This is a genomic window from Tardiphaga sp. P9-11, from assembly GCF_008329525.1.
Lineage (GTDB): Bacteria > Pseudomonadota > Alphaproteobacteria > Rhizobiales > Xanthobacteraceae > Tardiphaga.
Window position 1 is genome coordinate 118417 of sequence record NZ_NPKQ01000008.1, and the last position, 15561, is coordinate 133977.

The 15561-nt window shown below is 62.2% G+C and carries 12 protein-coding genes and 1 pseudogene; 10 read left to right on the forward strand and 3 right to left on the reverse strand.

From position 1 onward, the window contains the following. The first annotated feature begins 19 nt into the window (after positions 1 to 19). From CIW50_RS22560 to CIW50_RS22580, 5 genes are all read left to right on the forward strand, one after another. On the forward strand, positions 20 to 1219 hold the full coding sequence (locus CIW50_RS22560; RefSeq protein WP_149533415.1) for a pyridoxal-phosphate-dependent aminotransferase family protein: 1200 nt from the start codon (positions 20 to 22) through the stop codon (positions 1217 to 1219). Between the two features lie 111 nt (positions 1220 to 1330). Beyond that, positions 1331 to 2128 (forward strand): enoyl-CoA hydratase/isomerase family protein, encoded by a 798-nt coding sequence (locus CIW50_RS22565; RefSeq protein ID WP_149533416.1) that lies wholly within the window; start codon positions 1331 to 1333, stop codon positions 2126 to 2128. 194 nt (positions 2129 to 2322) lie between these two features. Continuing rightward, entirely contained in the window at positions 2323 to 3330 is a 1008-nt protein-coding gene (locus CIW50_RS22570; RefSeq protein WP_149533417.1) for a Bug family tripartite tricarboxylate transporter substrate binding protein, read from the forward strand. Positions 3331 to 3510: 180 nt separating this feature from the next. Beyond that, on the forward strand, positions 3511 to 4053 hold the full coding sequence (locus CIW50_RS22575) for a tripartite tricarboxylate transporter TctB family protein (protein WP_149533418.1): 543 nt from the start codon (positions 3511 to 3513) through the stop codon (positions 4051 to 4053). Between the two features lie 10 nt (positions 4054 to 4063). After that, on the forward strand, positions 4064 to 5581 hold the full coding sequence (locus CIW50_RS22580; protein ID WP_149533419.1) for a tripartite tricarboxylate transporter permease: 1518 nt from the start codon (positions 4064 to 4066) through the stop codon (positions 5579 to 5581). A gap of 84 nt (positions 5582 to 5665) precedes the next feature. Here CIW50_RS22580 and CIW50_RS22585 read toward each other — a convergent pair whose 3' ends face one another. Next, positions 5666 to 7405 carry an alpha/beta hydrolase gene (locus CIW50_RS22585; RefSeq protein WP_149533420.1) on the reverse strand — a complete coding sequence of 580 codons (1740 nt, stop codon included), beginning with the start codon at positions 7403 to 7405 and terminating at the stop codon, positions 5666 to 5668. 351 nt (positions 7406 to 7756) lie between these two features. Here CIW50_RS22585 and CIW50_RS22590 point away from each other — a divergent pair, with 351 nt between their 5' ends. The 5 genes from CIW50_RS22590 to CIW50_RS22610 are packed head-to-tail and all read left to right on the forward strand — an operon-like array spanning position 7757 to position 13639. Beyond that, positions 7757 to 8002: an acyl carrier protein gene (locus CIW50_RS22590; protein WP_149533421.1), complete on the forward strand. Its 246-nt coding sequence runs from the start codon at positions 7757 to 7759 to the stop codon at positions 8000 to 8002. Positions 8003 to 8006: 4 nt separating this feature from the next. Next, positions 8007 to 9215, forward strand: a complete 1209-nt coding sequence (locus CIW50_RS22595; protein WP_149533422.1) for an acyl-CoA dehydrogenase family protein — start codon at positions 8007 to 8009, stop codon at positions 9213 to 9215. Positions 9216 to 9241: 26 nt separating this feature from the next. Next, positions 9242 to 10150 carry an amino acid--[acyl-carrier-protein] ligase gene (locus CIW50_RS22600; protein WP_502707531.1) on the forward strand — a complete coding sequence of 303 codons (909 nt, stop codon included), beginning with the start codon at positions 9242 to 9244 and terminating at the stop codon, positions 10148 to 10150. A gap of 3 nt (positions 10151 to 10153) precedes the next feature. Continuing rightward, entirely contained in the window at positions 10154 to 11146 is a 993-nt protein-coding gene (locus CIW50_RS22605) for a DUF1839 family protein (protein WP_149533424.1), read from the forward strand. A 33-nt stretch (positions 11147 to 11179) separates the two neighbouring features. After that, positions 11180 to 13639: a beta-mannosidase gene (locus CIW50_RS22610; RefSeq protein WP_149533425.1), complete on the forward strand. Its 2460-nt coding sequence runs from the start codon at positions 11180 to 11182 to the stop codon at positions 13637 to 13639. A 178-nt stretch (positions 13640 to 13817) separates the two neighbouring features. Here CIW50_RS22610 and CIW50_RS22615 read toward each other — a convergent pair. Together CIW50_RS22615 and CIW50_RS22620 are read right to left on the reverse strand one after the other, a co-directional pair. Next, positions 13818 to 14224: pseudogene (locus CIW50_RS22615) on the reverse strand (glycosyltransferase family protein); the annotation flags it as partial. A gap of 139 nt (positions 14225 to 14363) precedes the next feature. Next, positions 14364 to 15557 (reverse strand): CaiB/BaiF CoA transferase family protein, encoded by a 1194-nt coding sequence (locus CIW50_RS22620; protein ID WP_149533426.1) that lies wholly within the window; start codon positions 15555 to 15557, stop codon positions 14364 to 14366. Positions 15558 to 15561 lie beyond the last annotated feature (4 nt).

The window sequence follows — 15561 nt, forward strand, 5'->3', positions numbered from 1 at the left end:
TCCCTGGGAAGGACGAGACATGACCGTGCATACCGGAAGGCATTTCCTGCAGATTCCTGGTCCGACCAATGTACCCGACCGGGTGCTGCGGGCGATGGATATGCCCACGCTGGACCATCGCGGTCCCGAATTCGCCGAGCTTGGCCTCCATGTCATTGCTGCGATGCAGCGTGTGTTCCGGACCAAGCAGCCGGTGATGATCTATCCGTCCTCGGGCACCGGCGCCTGGGAAGCGGCCATCGTCAACACGCTGTCGCCGGGCGACAAGGTGCTTATGGCCGAGACCGGCCAGTTCGCCACGCTCTGGCGGGGCCTCGCCGAGAAGTTCAAGCTCGACATCGACTTCGTCCCGGGCGACTGGCGCCACGGCGCCGATCTCGCCGAGATCGAGAAGCGTCTCGCCGCCGACAAGTCGCACGCCGTCAAGGCCGTGATGATCGTTCATAACGAGACCTCGACCGGTTGCGTCACCCATCCGCAGGATGTCCGCAAGATCATGGACCGCGTGAAGCACCCGGCGCTGCTGATGGTCGACACCGTCTCCGGTCTCGGCTCGCTCGAATATGAACACGATGCCTGGGGCATCGACGTCTCCGTCGCCGGTTCTCAGAAGGGCCTGATGCTGCCGCCGGGTCTCGGTTTCAACGCGGTGTCCGACAAGGCGCTGGCCGCCTCCAAGGCCAACAGCTCGTTCCGGTCCTATTGGGATTGGGAAGAGATCATCAACGCCAACAAGCTCGGCTCCTGGCCCTACACGCCCGCCACCAATCTGCTCTACGCGCTGAAGGAAGGCGTGGCGATGCTGGAGGAGGAGGGGCTCGACAACGTGTTCGCGCGCCACAAGCGCCACGGCGCCGCCGCCCGCGCGGCCGTCAAGGCCTGGGGTCTCGAGACCGTCTCCATCGAGTCACATGATCACTCGCCGGCGCTGACCGCGGTGCTGATGCCGGACGGGCATGATGCCGACAAGTTCCGCAAGGTGGTGCTCGAAAACTTCGACATGTCGCTCGGCACCGGCCTCAACAAGTGGAAGGGCAAGATCTTCCGCATCGGCCATATCGGTCACTTCAACGATCTGATGCTGATGGGCACGCTGGCCGGCGTCGAGATGGGTCTCGAACTCGCCAAGGTCCCGCATCGCGCCGGAGGCGTGATGGCGGCGATGGATGTGCTGACCGGCAAAAGCGTGGTGCCGATGACCAAAGCGGCGGTAGCCTAAAGCCCACGAATTCCCGTCTTTGAGGCCTAACAATCCATTGGAGGCTGGAGCATAATCGCTCCAGCCTTTTCAACATGTTGCGGCGGAACGCTGCACCAGAGGACGAATCATATGAACGCGCCGACTCCCGCCACCGAAGACCTGCTGTATTCCGTCGAGAACGGGATTGCGAAGATCACGTTCAACCGCCCGCAGGCGCGCAATGCCATGCTGTTCTCGATGTATGAGCGCATGGCGGAGATCTGCCAGGCCGCCAATGAGGATCGCACGATCAAGGCGATCATCCTGACCGGCACCGGCGATAAGGCCTTCGCCTCGGGCACCGACATCTCGCAGTTCCGCGAATTCAAGACGGCGCAGGATGCGCTCGATTACGAAGCACGGATCGACCGTGTCCTCACCGCGTTGGAGACCTGCCGGGTGCCGACCATCGCCGCCATTGCGGGCGCCTGCACGGGCGGCGGCGCCGGCATCGCGGCCTGCTGCGACTTGCGCATCGGCACGGCTGCCACGCGCATGGGCTTCCCGATCGCGCGCACCCTCGGCAACTGCCTGTCGATGTCCAATATCAGCCGCGTGATGGCACTGGTGGGGCCGGCCCGCACCAAAGATATGATTTTCACTGCGCGCCTCATTGAGGCTGATGAGGCGCTGGCGCTGGGTCTGGTCAACGAGATCGTGCCCGATGTCGAGACACTGCAGCGCCGCGCACTGGAACTTGCGCAACTGGTCGCCGGCCACGCGCCGATCACCCTCGAAGTGACCAAGGAAGCCGTGCGCCGGCTGCGCCCGACCCTGACCCGTGAGGAGGGCAAGGATCTCGTGCTCAAGGCCTATATGAGCGAGGACTTCCGCGAGGGCATGGATGCCTTCCTGAACAAGCGCAAGCCGAACTGGCAGGGCAAATAACAGTCAAATTCAAGGGGCGGGTGACGGGGTCCAAATTCCGTCGCCTGACCATTCGGCGGGGAGACCCCTGACCAAAGTCGGCATGGGCATGCGCGGGGCATGCTTGAACTCACATCCAAATCCTCGCACAATGGAATAGAACCAACAAAAACGGCAACGTCCAACGTTCGCTTGCGTCTACAGGGAAGAAACCAATGTCCAAGTCGATCAGGGCCACAGCTGCGCTTGCAGCCGTGCTCGCCAGCGCGCCCATCCTCTCATCGGCCACGTCGCCGGCCATGGCCTGGGAGCCGACGAAGCCCGTCGAAATCGTGGTTGCAGCGGGTGCCGGCGGCGCCTCCGACCAGATGGCGCGCATGATGCAGGCCGCGATCCAGAAGAACAACCTGATGAAGGCGCCCGTGGTAGTGTCGTTGAAGGGCGGCGCATCGGGTGCGGAAGCGCTGATCTACATGAAGTCCAGCGACGGTGACGCCAACAAGGTGCTGATCGCCTATTCGCTGATCTACATGCTGCCGCTGTCCGCCAAGATCCCGTTCAACTGGCGCGATCTCACGCCGGTTTCCGTCGTTGCGATGGATCAGTTCGTTCTGTGGGACAATGCGTCAGGCGCCAAGACCGTGAAGGAATTCATCGCGGCGGCCAAGGCAGCATCGTCGCCGTTCAAGATGGGCGGCACCGGCTCCAAGCGTGAAGACCACGTGCTGACCGTGTTCATGGAAAAACAGACCGGCGCCAAGTTTTCCTATCTGCCCTACAAGTCGGGCGGCGAGGCGGCGACGCAATTGGTCGGCAATCACACCGAAGCCAACGTCAATAACCCCAGCGAGAATCTTGAGGTCTGGCGCGCCGGTCAGGTGCGTGCGCTCTGCGTCTTCGACAAGGAACGCATCTCCTACAAGACCAAGGTCACCGAGACGCAATCGTGGAACGACATCCCGACCTGCAAGGAAGAGGGCCTCGACGTGCAGTATCTGATGCTGCGCGCCATGTTCCTGCCCGGCAAGGTGACGCCCGAGCAGCAGGCTTTCTATGTCGACCTGTTCGAGAAGGTGACCAAGACGGCCGAATACAAGGACTATATGGAGAAGCAGGCGCTGAAGCCGATCTTCCTGAAGGGGCCGGAGATGCTCAAGTTCCTCGAAGAGGACGATGCGCTCAACAAGTCGCTGATGACCGAAGCGGGATTCGTCGCGAAGTAGATGCTTTCTTACGTTCCCTCTCCCCCGCGCGAAGCGAAGCTTTTAGGTGGGAGAGGGGCGCGCGCAGCGCGGACGGGTGAGAGGTAGCCGCAGACCCCGCACCCAGCATTATCCCTCATCCGACGCGGACTACGTCCGCGCCACCTTCTCCGATTATGGGAGAAGGGAAAGAACAATTTCATGTCCAACACCGACCTCGAAATCATCGTCGAAGATCCGACCGCCCCGGAGGACGACTCTCCCTCCGTCGTCAGCACGCACACCATCGAGATCATCGTCTCGCTGGTGCTGCTGGCGCTGGCGATCGCACTCGGCTTTGACAACTGGCGTACCGGTATCGCCTGGGATTCTACCGGGCCTCAACCGGGCTACTTCCCGTTCTATCTCTCGGTCATTCTCGGAGGCGCGAGCCTCTATGGGTTGATCACGACGTTGTTCGCGCGCAGCGGCGGGGCTGATACTTTCGTCACCCGCGCGCAATTGCGGCGTGTGGCGCTGGTCTTCGTGCCCACGGCTCTGTTTTGCTTAGCCACGCAGTTCCTCGGCATCTATGTGGCGAGTTTCGTACTGATTGCCGGCTTCATGCGCATGGTCGGCAAGATCGCGCTGTGGAAGTCGCTGCTCACGGCCTTCGTGTTCACCGCGATCATGTTCGTCACCTTCGATGTCGCCTTCGACGTCATCATGCCGAAGGGGCCGATCGAATCGGCCCTCGGTCGCTAGGACTTTAGCTATGGAAGCCTTCGGACTGTTGATGCACGGCTTCGCCGTGCTGATGACCTGGAAGATCATCTCGCTGATGGTCGTCGGTCTCGTGCTTGGTATTTTTGTCGGCGTTCTGCCGGGCCTCGGTGGCCCCAACGGCGTCGCCATCCTGCTGCCGCTGACGTTCACCATGGACCCGACATCGGCCATCGTGATGCTGTCCTGCATCTATTGGGGCGCGCTGTTCGGCGGCGCCATCACCTCGATCCTGTTCAACATTCCCGGCGAGGCGTGGTCGGTGGCCACCACCTTCGACGGCTATCCGATGGCGCAGCAGGGCAAGGCTGCGGAAGCGCTGACGGCGGCATTCACCTCATCCTTCATCGGCTCGCTCGTGGCCGTGCTGCTGATCACGTTCCTCGCGCCGATGATCTCGTCATTCGCGCTGAAATTCGGGCCGCCGGAATTCTTCGCAGTCTATCTGCTGACGTTCTGCTCTTTTGTCGGCCTCGGCCGCGAGGCCAAGCACAAGACGGTCATCTCCATGGCACTGGGCCTGCTGATCGCCGGCATCGGCATGGACACAGTGTCGGGCACGCTCCGCATGACCTTCGGCTCGACGGACCTGCTGCGCGGCATCAACTTCCTCGTCGCGGTGATCGGCCTGTTCGGCATCAGCGAGATCCTGCTGACCATGGAGGAACGCCTCGCGCTGCGCGGCCACGCCGCCAAGATCAGCCTGCGCACTGTGCTGAAGGTCTGGATGGACCTTCCGAAATACTGGGCAACGCTGCTGCGCTCCTCGGTGATCGGCTGCTGGCTCGGCATCACGCCGGGCGGCGCCATCGCGGCGTCCTTCATGGGCTACAACCTCGCGAAGCGCTTCTCCAAGGATCCCGAGAGCTTCGGCAAAGGCCGCATCGAGGGCGTGTTCGCGCCGGAAACCGCGGCGCACGCGTCGGGCACCGCGGCGCTGCTGCCGATGCTCGCGCTGGGCATTCCGGGCTCCGGCACTGCGGCAATCCTGCTGGGCGGATTGATGGTGTGGGGCCTCAATCCCGGTCCGCTGTTGTTCGTGGAACACAAGGACTTTGTGTGGGGCCTGATCGCCTCGATGTATCTCGGCAACGTCGTCGGCCTCGTGATCGTGCTGACCACGGTTCCGATCTTCGCCTCCATCCTGCGCGTGCCGTTTGCGGCAGTCGCCCCGATGATCGTGGTGTCCTGCGCCATCGGCGCCTATGCGATCCAGAACGCGATGTTCGACATCTGGCTGATGCTGGGCTTCGGCGTGGTCGGCTATGTCTTCAAGAAGATCGGCATTCCGCTCGCGCCGTTCACGCTGGCGCTGGTGCTCGGCAGCCGTGCTGAAGACGCGTTCCGTCTTGCCATGATAGGCTCCGGCGGCAGCGTCGGCGTGTTCTGGTCCAACGGTCTGGTTGGTACCATCACCACGCTGGCAATTACGCTGCTGTTCTGGCCGGTGATCGACAAGGCGTTCAGTGGGGTAGGCCGGATGTTGCGGCCAATGGCTCAAACACCATGAGGTACCGTCTGGCCCTCAAGAGCATGTGATCCTCCTAAGCGATCGTTCGCTCTAGAAAATTCAGCAGTTTTTCTCGCGATGTTACTACCGTGGGGATGCTGCAAGCACGTCGCACAAGGCGTTCGTCAGTCGCGCGCGCGCATCTGCATGCGTGAAATCGTGGTCAGCATTGGGGATGATCGAAATCGACGCGTTCGGATAGCGGCGTAGCCGCGCGCCCTTTCGTCCCATATAGGTCTGGAATTCACCGAGCGCGTGATCTCCTTCCGAAACCAGCATCGCCAGGCGAACGTCACGATCTGCGAGAGTTTGGAAACGGCGATGGCCTTCGCCATAGAGCTTCCGGCGTGCAAGGATTTGGCTCGGTCTCAACGAGAAGATTTGAAGCAGACGTTTGGAAACGAAGGCGATCGGAGCCTTGAGACGCAAGTTGCCTGACAGCAGTCGTCTCAGGCTTCGCTTACTGAACAACAGCGATACGGAACCACCGATGGTTCGATGGGCTGATTGGAGCGCCTCTGCAACAGTTTCCCGGGGATCCCAGACAAAACGCATATTGTTGATGACGACGACTGTGCGAACGCGCTCATCCTGCACAGCCGCCTGGAATGAGGCGTAAGCACCGCTGCAGCGTCCGACGAGCGCGATCGGGCCGGCATCGAGCTTCGCAACATAATCGATCGCGTGACGCATGTCGGCAAGTTGCTCGTCCGAGTAAAGTACTTCGGCTGGCGCGCCTGCCGAGGCCGGACTGTCGCCGATGCCGCCGGCGTCGAATCGGAACGAGGCGACCCCGCGCTCCGCCAGGGCACGAGCCTGTTCGACGGCCGCGCGACCCCAGCCGATGTGATAGTCCCGCCCCGAATTAGCCAGAACCGCAATAGCTGCAGGCCTTCGACCGAGCGGATGACACAGGATGCCGAACAACCGGTCGTCCGGCCCGAACCGAACCGGTAATTCTTCATAGTGAGGGCCGGCGATCGGCCGTGCAGGCGTGAGCTCCTTGGCAGACAATTTGACGCCTGTCATTGGAGCGGTCACGAGATCGTCGATCCATGACACGATGCGTGCCAGCGTGCCGAGCTGTGGTCCGGCCACAGTTGGGTTTTGCATGATCACTTCATAGCCCGCGTAGTCGATCGACGACACATCGGCTCCGAGCGTCTTCAGATGGTTGCCGAGCGAGCTGTCGCGAGACATCTGCGTGCGCTCAACCAGCAGGACTTGTGCGGCAGGACGCTGAGTGGCCTTGGTGAGATCGATCGCCTTGATGGCCGCGGCGCGGCTGCTTGCGAGTGAAAGACCGGCGACGGTGTAGCCGCTGTGGTCCAAGGGATCGGGTCCGATCCCCATCCTCTCGGTCACCATACGTGACCAGGCTTGCGATTCACGAAGATAGGAACGGCCCTTTACGGCCGGCGCCATCAGTACCGTCGCTGCGATGCCGGGACATTCCGGTCCGAGTTGAGCGGCCAGACTCGCGCCAACGCCTTGCCCGACCAGGACGAGTTCGGCGCCGGGATGGAGGTCTCGCAAAAACGCCATGCACTGACGCGCAGCAACGAGCCAGTCGGAGATGCCTTCAGGCTCGCCGGCGATATCTATCGCATCTGCAGTGCCGGGATAATCGAACCTGAGGCAGGCATGGCCCGCCTGAGCAATCTTCTCGGCCAAAGCGCACCATGTGGCGCGGGTACACAACTCCTCGTATCCGATAGGCGATAGCAACAGCACGGCCTTGCGGGGGGGCCGGTCAATGCTGCCTGCGTGATAGAAGCCCCCGAACGTATCAAACGTGACCGGGACGCCATATCGAAAATTCATGATCTGGAAACCATCATCGTTGAACCGGTTCGTTATATCCAGAAAAGCGGGCAGTTATCTGCCAAGTCATGGCCCCGTTGGAGTTTGATTTCGTAGCTGACGGTCGAGGAATGTGTCATGCGATATCGCGTTCCATCATTAATTACGTGTTCGGCTCGAATCGTATCCGGGTATTTAACCGCTCGCTAACATCAATTTTGCAACCCATTGGGCTCTACACCGGAACGACCCATTGCATTCGATGCTGTTTACGACTCACGCGTCATTTATCTGATATCACCCGACCAACTCTGACGACGGCCGGTCGCTTTAAGGCGGCCGTCGATAATTCAACAGCTCTGGAGGAAATGAATGCGTGATCGTGTGCGCGCCATTGTCGGATCGATGAACCTTCTTCCCGTTCCGGTCGATAGCTTGTCCGACCAGGACAGTCTGTTCGACGCCGGCATGACGTCGTTCGGTTCGGTCCAGCTGATGATGGCGATTGAGGAAGAATTCGACATCGAATTCCCCAACAGCCTGCTGACGCGCAAGACATTCGCGACCCTTGACGGGTTGAATTCCGCGGTCGAGCAACTCGTCTCCCAGAAAGCCTGATGCGATGGCCCCGACCGCGGTGAAGTCCGACGTCGACGTGCCCGAAGCTACGCCCTGGCGTGACGTGATGCGGCGGGTCGCCACCGATATCGCTGCGCCGAACGCGGCTGTCGCAGACCAGACCGCGTCATTTCCGACGCGGACATTCGACGCCCTTCGCCACGACGGCATGCTGGGCCTGATGGTGCCCAAAAGTCTTGGTGGTCAGGAGCTGGGATTGCGGAGCATCGCCGATCTCTGCGCGATTCTCGCCGGCGCCTGCGGTGCCAGCGGCATGATCTACGCCATGCATCAGATCAAGCTGTCGAGCCTTGTCGCCCACGGCATGGACACCGACTATCATCGCGCCCTGATGCGCGATGTGGCGACGAAGCAGCTGCTGATCGCGTCATCAACCACCGAAGCCGGCATCGGCGGCGACATGCGCGTCTCGAATTGCGCGATCGAAACTGCCGGCGACCGGGTGTCGCTGACCAAGCAGGCGACGGTGCTGTCCTACGCCACCGAAGCCGACATCATCATGGCGACGGCGCGCCGCAATCCGGCATCCGCCGGGTCCGACCAGGTGTTGATCGCGCTGCGGCGTGACGATTATCAACTCGAACGCATTGCCGAGTGGAACACGCTGGGCATGCGCGGCACCTGCTCCGAGGGCTTCGTGTTGACGGTAACGGCCGGCGCCGATCAGATCTTTCCGAAGCCGTTCCACGAGATCGCCGTGCAATCCATGCTGGCCACGGCGCATGTGCTGTGGGCCAGCGTCTGGTTTGGAATCGCGGCGGATGCGCTGTCGCGCGCACATGCCTCGGTCCGGGCAACGGCGCGGCGCATGCCGTCCGATTTCGCCGGTCCGCTGCCGGGCGCGACGCGACTGGCCGAGGCCACGGCGAAACTGCAGACCTTTAAATCCACGCTCATCGCCCATATCGAGCGGTTCGAGGCGGCGAAGCGGGACGAAGACGATCTCAGTTCGAACAGCTTCACGGTCGAAATGAACAATCTCAAGATCATGGCCTCGACCATGGCCGTCGACGTCGTGCGTGAAGCGCTGATGGTGACCGGCATCGCCGGCTATCGCAACGACGGCGCGTTCTCGGTCGGCCGCCATCTCAGGGACGTGCTGTCCGCCCCGCTGATGGTGGCGAATGACCGTATTCTCGCCAACACCGCCGGTCTGGTGGTCGCGAGCCGATTTGATCCAGGTCTGGAGTGAGAGTGATGAACGTGCCCGCCAAAGCCGTGCAAAGCCCCGAAGCATTTCTGAACGCCCTGTTTGACGAGTCGATCCTGATCAAGACCGGCGTCGATGGTCTCTATGGCCGCGCCGGCGTGTTCGAGGAGGTCATCGACCGGTTCGAGAACGCGGTGACGAAAATTGCCGTCGGCGATCAGGCCACGCGCATTCATTTTCCGCCGGGCATGCCGCGCAAGAATCTCGAAAAGGCCGGTTACCTGAAGAGCTTTCCGCAGCTGGCCGGCTGCGTCCACTCCTTCATGGGCGACAATGCCGACCATATGAAGCTCGTCGGCATGATCGAGCGCGGCGAAGACTGGACCGAGATGCAGGATGCGACGGAAGTCGCGCTGACGCCGGCGGCCTGTTACCCGCTCTATCCCACCGTGGCCGCAGCGGGCCCGGTGCCGGACGACGGCCGGCTTTTCGATCTCAAGTCATACTGCTTCCGCCATGAGCCTTCGCAGGATCCCGGCCGCATGCAGCTATTTCGCATGCGCGAATTCGTCCGCATCGGCACCGCCGACGATGTGACCTCGTTCCGTGCCACATGGCTGGAGCGTGGCGAACAGCTGATCAAGTCGCTGGGTCTGCCCTGCGTCATCGATTTGGCCAATGATCCGTTCTTCGGGCGCCCCGGCCGCATGCTGGCGTCGAACCAGCGCGAGCAAGGCCTGAAATTTGAATTGCTGATCCCCGTCGCAAGCGATGAAAATCCGACAGCGTGCCTGTCGTTCAACTATCACCAGAACCACTTCGGCAGCCTCTGGGGCATGAATTTCGCAAACGGCGAAGCCGCACATTCGGCCTGCGTCGGCTTCGGCCTGGAGCGGACGGCGCTCGCGCTATTTCGTCACCACGGCACCAAGGTCGATGCCTGGCCCGACGATGTCCGCCGCGTGTTGTGGGGCTAGGCCTTGCCGACCGCTTGCGCCATCGACGGACTGGATCCCGTAACCTATGCTCGGCACGGGCTGCATGATCTCGCGCGCAACTGGCCCGAGACCAACTGCTATGTCGATCTGTTGATTGAAGTGCTGGGCCAGCGAGGGCACGATCCCCGCGCCGCCCTGGCTTTCACGGTGGCGCAGGATTACGAGGGCGATCAGTTCACGTTCTTCAAGTTTCCGCCCGTCGATCTCGCGCTGCTCTACGGTGTCGAGATTCTGGAGCTCGCGATCTTCGATAGGCTGGAAGATCATGTTCGCGTGCAGTTGGCGCGTGGCCGCCTGCCGCTGATCGAGGTCGATTCCCATTACCTGCCGGATACGCGCGGCATCACCTATCGCCAAAACCACTCCAAGACGACGATCGGCGTCAACGTGCTGGATTCGATTAATCGCCGGCTCGATTACTTTCACAATGCCGGCTACTTCCGTCTCGAAGGCGACGATTTCGACGCCCTGTTGCGGCCCCCGGGTGACGGCGGCTTGCCGCTGTTCCCCTATGTCGAGTTCATCAAGTTCGGTCCCGCGCCGTCTGCGCACACGCAGTTGGAGACATCACGCACGCTGCTCGCGCAACATCTGCGCCGTCGTCCGCAGCAAAATCCATTCACGGCATGGGGCGAGGTGATCGGCGCCGACATCGCACGGCTGATCGAACGGCCTCCCGAGTGGTTTCACACCTATGCTTTCAGCACATTGCGTCAGGCCGGCGCGAATTTTGAACTGCTTGCGAGCTATCTGGCCTGGCTGCAGGAGCAAGGCGAGCCGCAGCTGGAGCGCGCCCGGCTGGCCGCGGAGGCGATTGCCGGCGGCGCCAAGGTGATGCAGTTTCAGTTCGCGCGCGCCTCGGCGCGCCGCAAGGTTCCTGACGTCGCCGATGCCATCCGCCAGCTCGCGACTGACTACGACATCGTCCTCGATAGTCTCATGGACCGTTTCGCTTCATGCGGCGCTGCGGCATGATCGCCAGATGATATCATCGGCCTGTTCATCACCATGACCGACATCCGCGCCATGACGGGACGAAATGTTCAGCCGCTCGACTGCGGCTGGGAACTGGCACTGTCACTCCCTCAGGCGTGGCAAGAGCCTGGCGCGTTGAGCGAGGCCGTCTGGTTGCCCGCCATCGTCCCTGGAACGGCGGCAGGCGCGCTGCGCGCCCTGGGTCAGTGGAGTTTCGACGAGCCTCAGCCGCTGCACGACAAAGACGTCTGGTACCGGGTCCGCATCCGAGGACAGGGCAAGCGCAAGCTGCGGTTTGAGGGGCTCGCGACGTCAGCTGAGGTTTTCCTCGACGACACCCTCATCCTGACCAGCAGCTCGATGTTCGAGCCGTATGAGGCCGATATCGTTCTCGGCGGTGAGCATTGGGTCCATATCGCCTTCAGGAGCCTCCGCAGAGTGCTGGCGGAAACCAAAGGCCCACGGGCGCGCTGGAAGACCATGATGATCGAGGAGCCGCGCCTGCGGTTCCTGCGCACCACGCTGATCGGGCACATGCCGGGATGGTGTCCGCCAGTTGATGTGGTCGGGCCGTATCGTGCCGTGACGCTGATCGAGGAGGGCGCGGTCCACGCGTTCGACGTCGATCTGCGCACCCGGCTCGAAGGGACCGAAGGGGTGCTTACGGTCTCACTGGATCTGGTGGGCATTCCGGAGGGCGTGCGCCCGATTCTGCAATGCGCCGGCGCCGACGTGCCGTTGGTGCACGCCGGCGGCATGACGTGGCGCGGCGCGCTGCACGTCCCTGCGATGACGCCGTGGTGGCCGCACAGCCATGGCGCCCCGACGCTGCACGGCGTCGAAATTGTCATCGGCGACGTCCATATCGATCTCGGCGAGGTCGGTTTCCGCCGAATCGAGATCGATCGCGGCGCGGACGAGGGCGGCTTCACGCTGTACGTCAACGGCGTCAGAATCTTCTGCCGCGGCGCCTGCTGGACTCCGATCGACGTCGTCAATCTGCAAGCGACAGATGCCGATTACGCCCGAAACCTCGGGCTGATGAAAAGCGCCGGCCTCAATATGGTTCGCCTCAGCGGCACCATGCTCTACGAAGCTCCCGAATTCCATCGCGCCTGCGACAGGCTCGGCATCATGGTCTGGCAGGACGTCATGATGGCCAATTTCGATTATCCGTCAGATCCGGCCTTCGCCGACGTCATCCGCGGCGAAGTCACGACGCTCATTCGCCGCTTGAGCGCATCGCCGTCACTGGTGGTCGTCTGCGGAGGCAGCGAAGTCGGCCAGCAGGCAGCGATGATGGGCCTGCCGCGCGAGATGCGCGACACACCGCTCGCAGATGTCGTTGTGCCAGAAATTGTTGCGCAATGGTCGGACGCCGCCTACGTGACCGGTTCGCCGTTGGGAGGAGCACTTCCGTTCGTGTCCGAAGCGGGGCCGTCGCACTACTACGGTGTCGGCGCCTACATGCGGCCACTCGCCGACGCACGCCGAGCCAATGTCCGCTTTGCGTCCGAATGCCTGGCTTTTGCCAACTTACCGGACGATCGCCAATTTGCATCCTACCAACTTGATCCGAGCGCTGATCCGGTCCGTTGGCTGAGGCGTGTGCCCCGCGATGGCGGCGCATCCTGGGATTTCGAGGACATCCGCGAGTATTATCTAACTTCGCTTTGGAATAGCGACGGCCGCAGCCTGCGCCACAGCGATCCCATGCGCTGGCGCCGATTGTCCCGAGCGGCCGTCGCCGAGGTGATCGAACGCACCATCGATGAATGGCGACGCCCCGCGTCCGCAACAGCGGGCGCACTGCTATGGCTGTGGCGCGACCTGTGGCCTGGTGCAGGCTGGGGTCTGGTGGATTCGGACGGGCGCCCCAAGTCTGCATTCTACGCCCTTCGGCGGGCTTCCTTGCCGTTGCGACTGTCCATCACCGACGAGGGCACCAATGGGCTTTACCTACATCTCGTCAACGACACGCCGCACGCCGTCACCGGCAGGCTCACTTTGCGCTGCCTGAAAGACGGTGCGATATCGGTGATCGAAGCGGCACGTGACCTGACGGTCGCGGCCCATGCAGGGCTCTCCATCGGGGCGTTCGATCTGTTTGATCGCTTCTTCGACGCAGGCCACTGTTATCGGTTTGGACCGGCCGCGCATGATGTGGTTCATGCGACGTTCGAGATGCCGACCGCGGGCCAGCCTGTCGAGGCTTTCCATTTTATTGGGATGCCCACGGTCGAAGCCAACAATGCGATCAACGCGGTGCTAGGCGAAGATCGCGGCGGCTTCTTCCTGGAACTGCAGACGGACACAACAGCGCGATTCGTCGAGATCGTGGACGACAACTTCGTGCCCGACGATAATTACTTCCATCTCGCGCCCGGACGCAAAAAAGTCGTTTGCTTCACACCGTCGCACCGAGCGGGACAGCACGTGCGCCCTGCAGGGCGGGTCGCGGTGCTTGGCGGAAACAGCGAAGCCAACTACTGAATAGATGATTGAGGGTGGGGGCGACACACCGCGCCACACCACCTTGGTTTGCTTTAGAGAGGCGATCATCACACGCGGATAATCTCGCTGATGCTTTGGCCAGTGATCAATCGAGTCCTTACGATCATTGCACGCATCTGGCGTCCGACGCCGGTGACGACATAAGTCGTGCTCGGCGTAGTGCGAGCCGCAGCGCACGAACGCTCAGTTCGGTCTCGATCTCGAAACCACCGGACAGCACCGGGAAGGATTTGACAAAGTATCTCGAGAATACGCGGTAGCCTGACAGCACATCTTTGAAGTTCTGACCGAACGTCATTGACAGAAAGCCGGTGAGCGGTGAGTTGCCGGTGCGGTAGCCAAGGCGATAGGCGGCAACCGTCTGCTCGATACGGCGGCCCGCGACCATGTCGAGGCGATCATTTAACAGCTGCGAATAATCGCACACGCCTGCGAGGCTACTTCACCCGTGCGATCTGTCGAGTTGTTGTCGTAGACATAAATCGTGGCGGCGGGCAGCGCCCTGCGGAAATCGCTCACGACAGTTGTGACTGCGATCTCTTCATTGAAGCAGGGGATCAGGATAGAGACGCGGCGCGGTCATGGACTTTCCGGCGGGTTCGAGGCGCAGCACGATCTCCGATCGACTGCACCCGGACGTAGATGTGCTCCCGACCAATGCGGCATCTGGCACTGATTTCACAGTCCTTGACAGCGCGGCGCCTCAGACAACCTTGCCCCGTCGTAATTCGGCGATCTCTTCGGCACCGAAGCCGAACTCGGCGAGGAGCTCCTCGGTCTGTTCGCCGACTTCCGGCGGCCGAGCGGCCATGTGGCTCGGCGTGCGCGACAGCGTGAAGGGCTGACCGACCAGCGTGATCTTGCGGTTCTGGTCGTTGGGTACGTCCTGAGCGAGGCCCAGATGCTTGACCTGCGCGTCCGCGAACATCTGGTCGACGGAGTAGATCGGACCACAGGGCACGCCGGCGGCATTGAGGTCGTTGACCCATTCCTCGGTCGACCGCTTTTCGGTGCAGGCGCTGATCGCGGCATTGAGCGCGTCGCGGTTCTTCGAGCGCGCGGGGCCGGTGGCGTAATCGGGATGGGTGATCAGTTCGGGGGCGCCGATGGCCTGAGCGCAGCGTTCCCAGATCTTGCCGCCGGTGGTGGCGATGTTGATGTAGCCGTCGGAGGTCTTGAACACGCCGGTGGGAATGCTGGTCGGGTGGTTGTTGCCGGCCTGTTTCGGCACGTCCTGTTCCATCAGCCAACGCGCGGCCTGGAAATCCAGCATGAAGATCTGCGCCTGCAGCAGCGAGGTCTGGACCCACTGGCCCTGACCGGAGACGTCGCGCTCCAGCAGGGCTGTGAGCACGCCCAGCGCGCAAAACAGCCCGGCGGTGAGATCAGCCACGGGAATACCGACCCGCATCGGGCCTTCGCCGGGGGCTCCTGTGATCGACATCAACCCGCCCATGCCCTGGGCGATCTGATCGAAACCCGGCCGCTTGTGATAGGGGCCATCCTGGCCGAAGCCGGAAATGCTGCCGTAGACGATGCCGGGATTGATCGCCTTCAGGCTCTCGTAATCGATGCCGAGCCGGGCTTTTACATCCGGGCGAAAATTCTCAACCACAACATCGGCCTTCTCGACCAGCCGTTTGAACACCGCGAGGCCGCGGGGGTCCTTCAGGTTCAGGGTCATGGCCCGCTTGTTGCGGTGCAAATTCTGGAAGTCCGAGCCCTGCCGGGGGCCGCCGGGCTGTTCGGAACCGGCGTCATCGCTCAGCGCATCGATCTTGATGACATTGGCCCCCCAGTCCGCGAACTGCCGCACCGCTGTCGGGCCGGAGCGGATCCGGGTGAGGTCGAGCACGGTAAAACGGGAGAGGGCCTGCGAGGCGCGCGGGAAGGGCATTCAG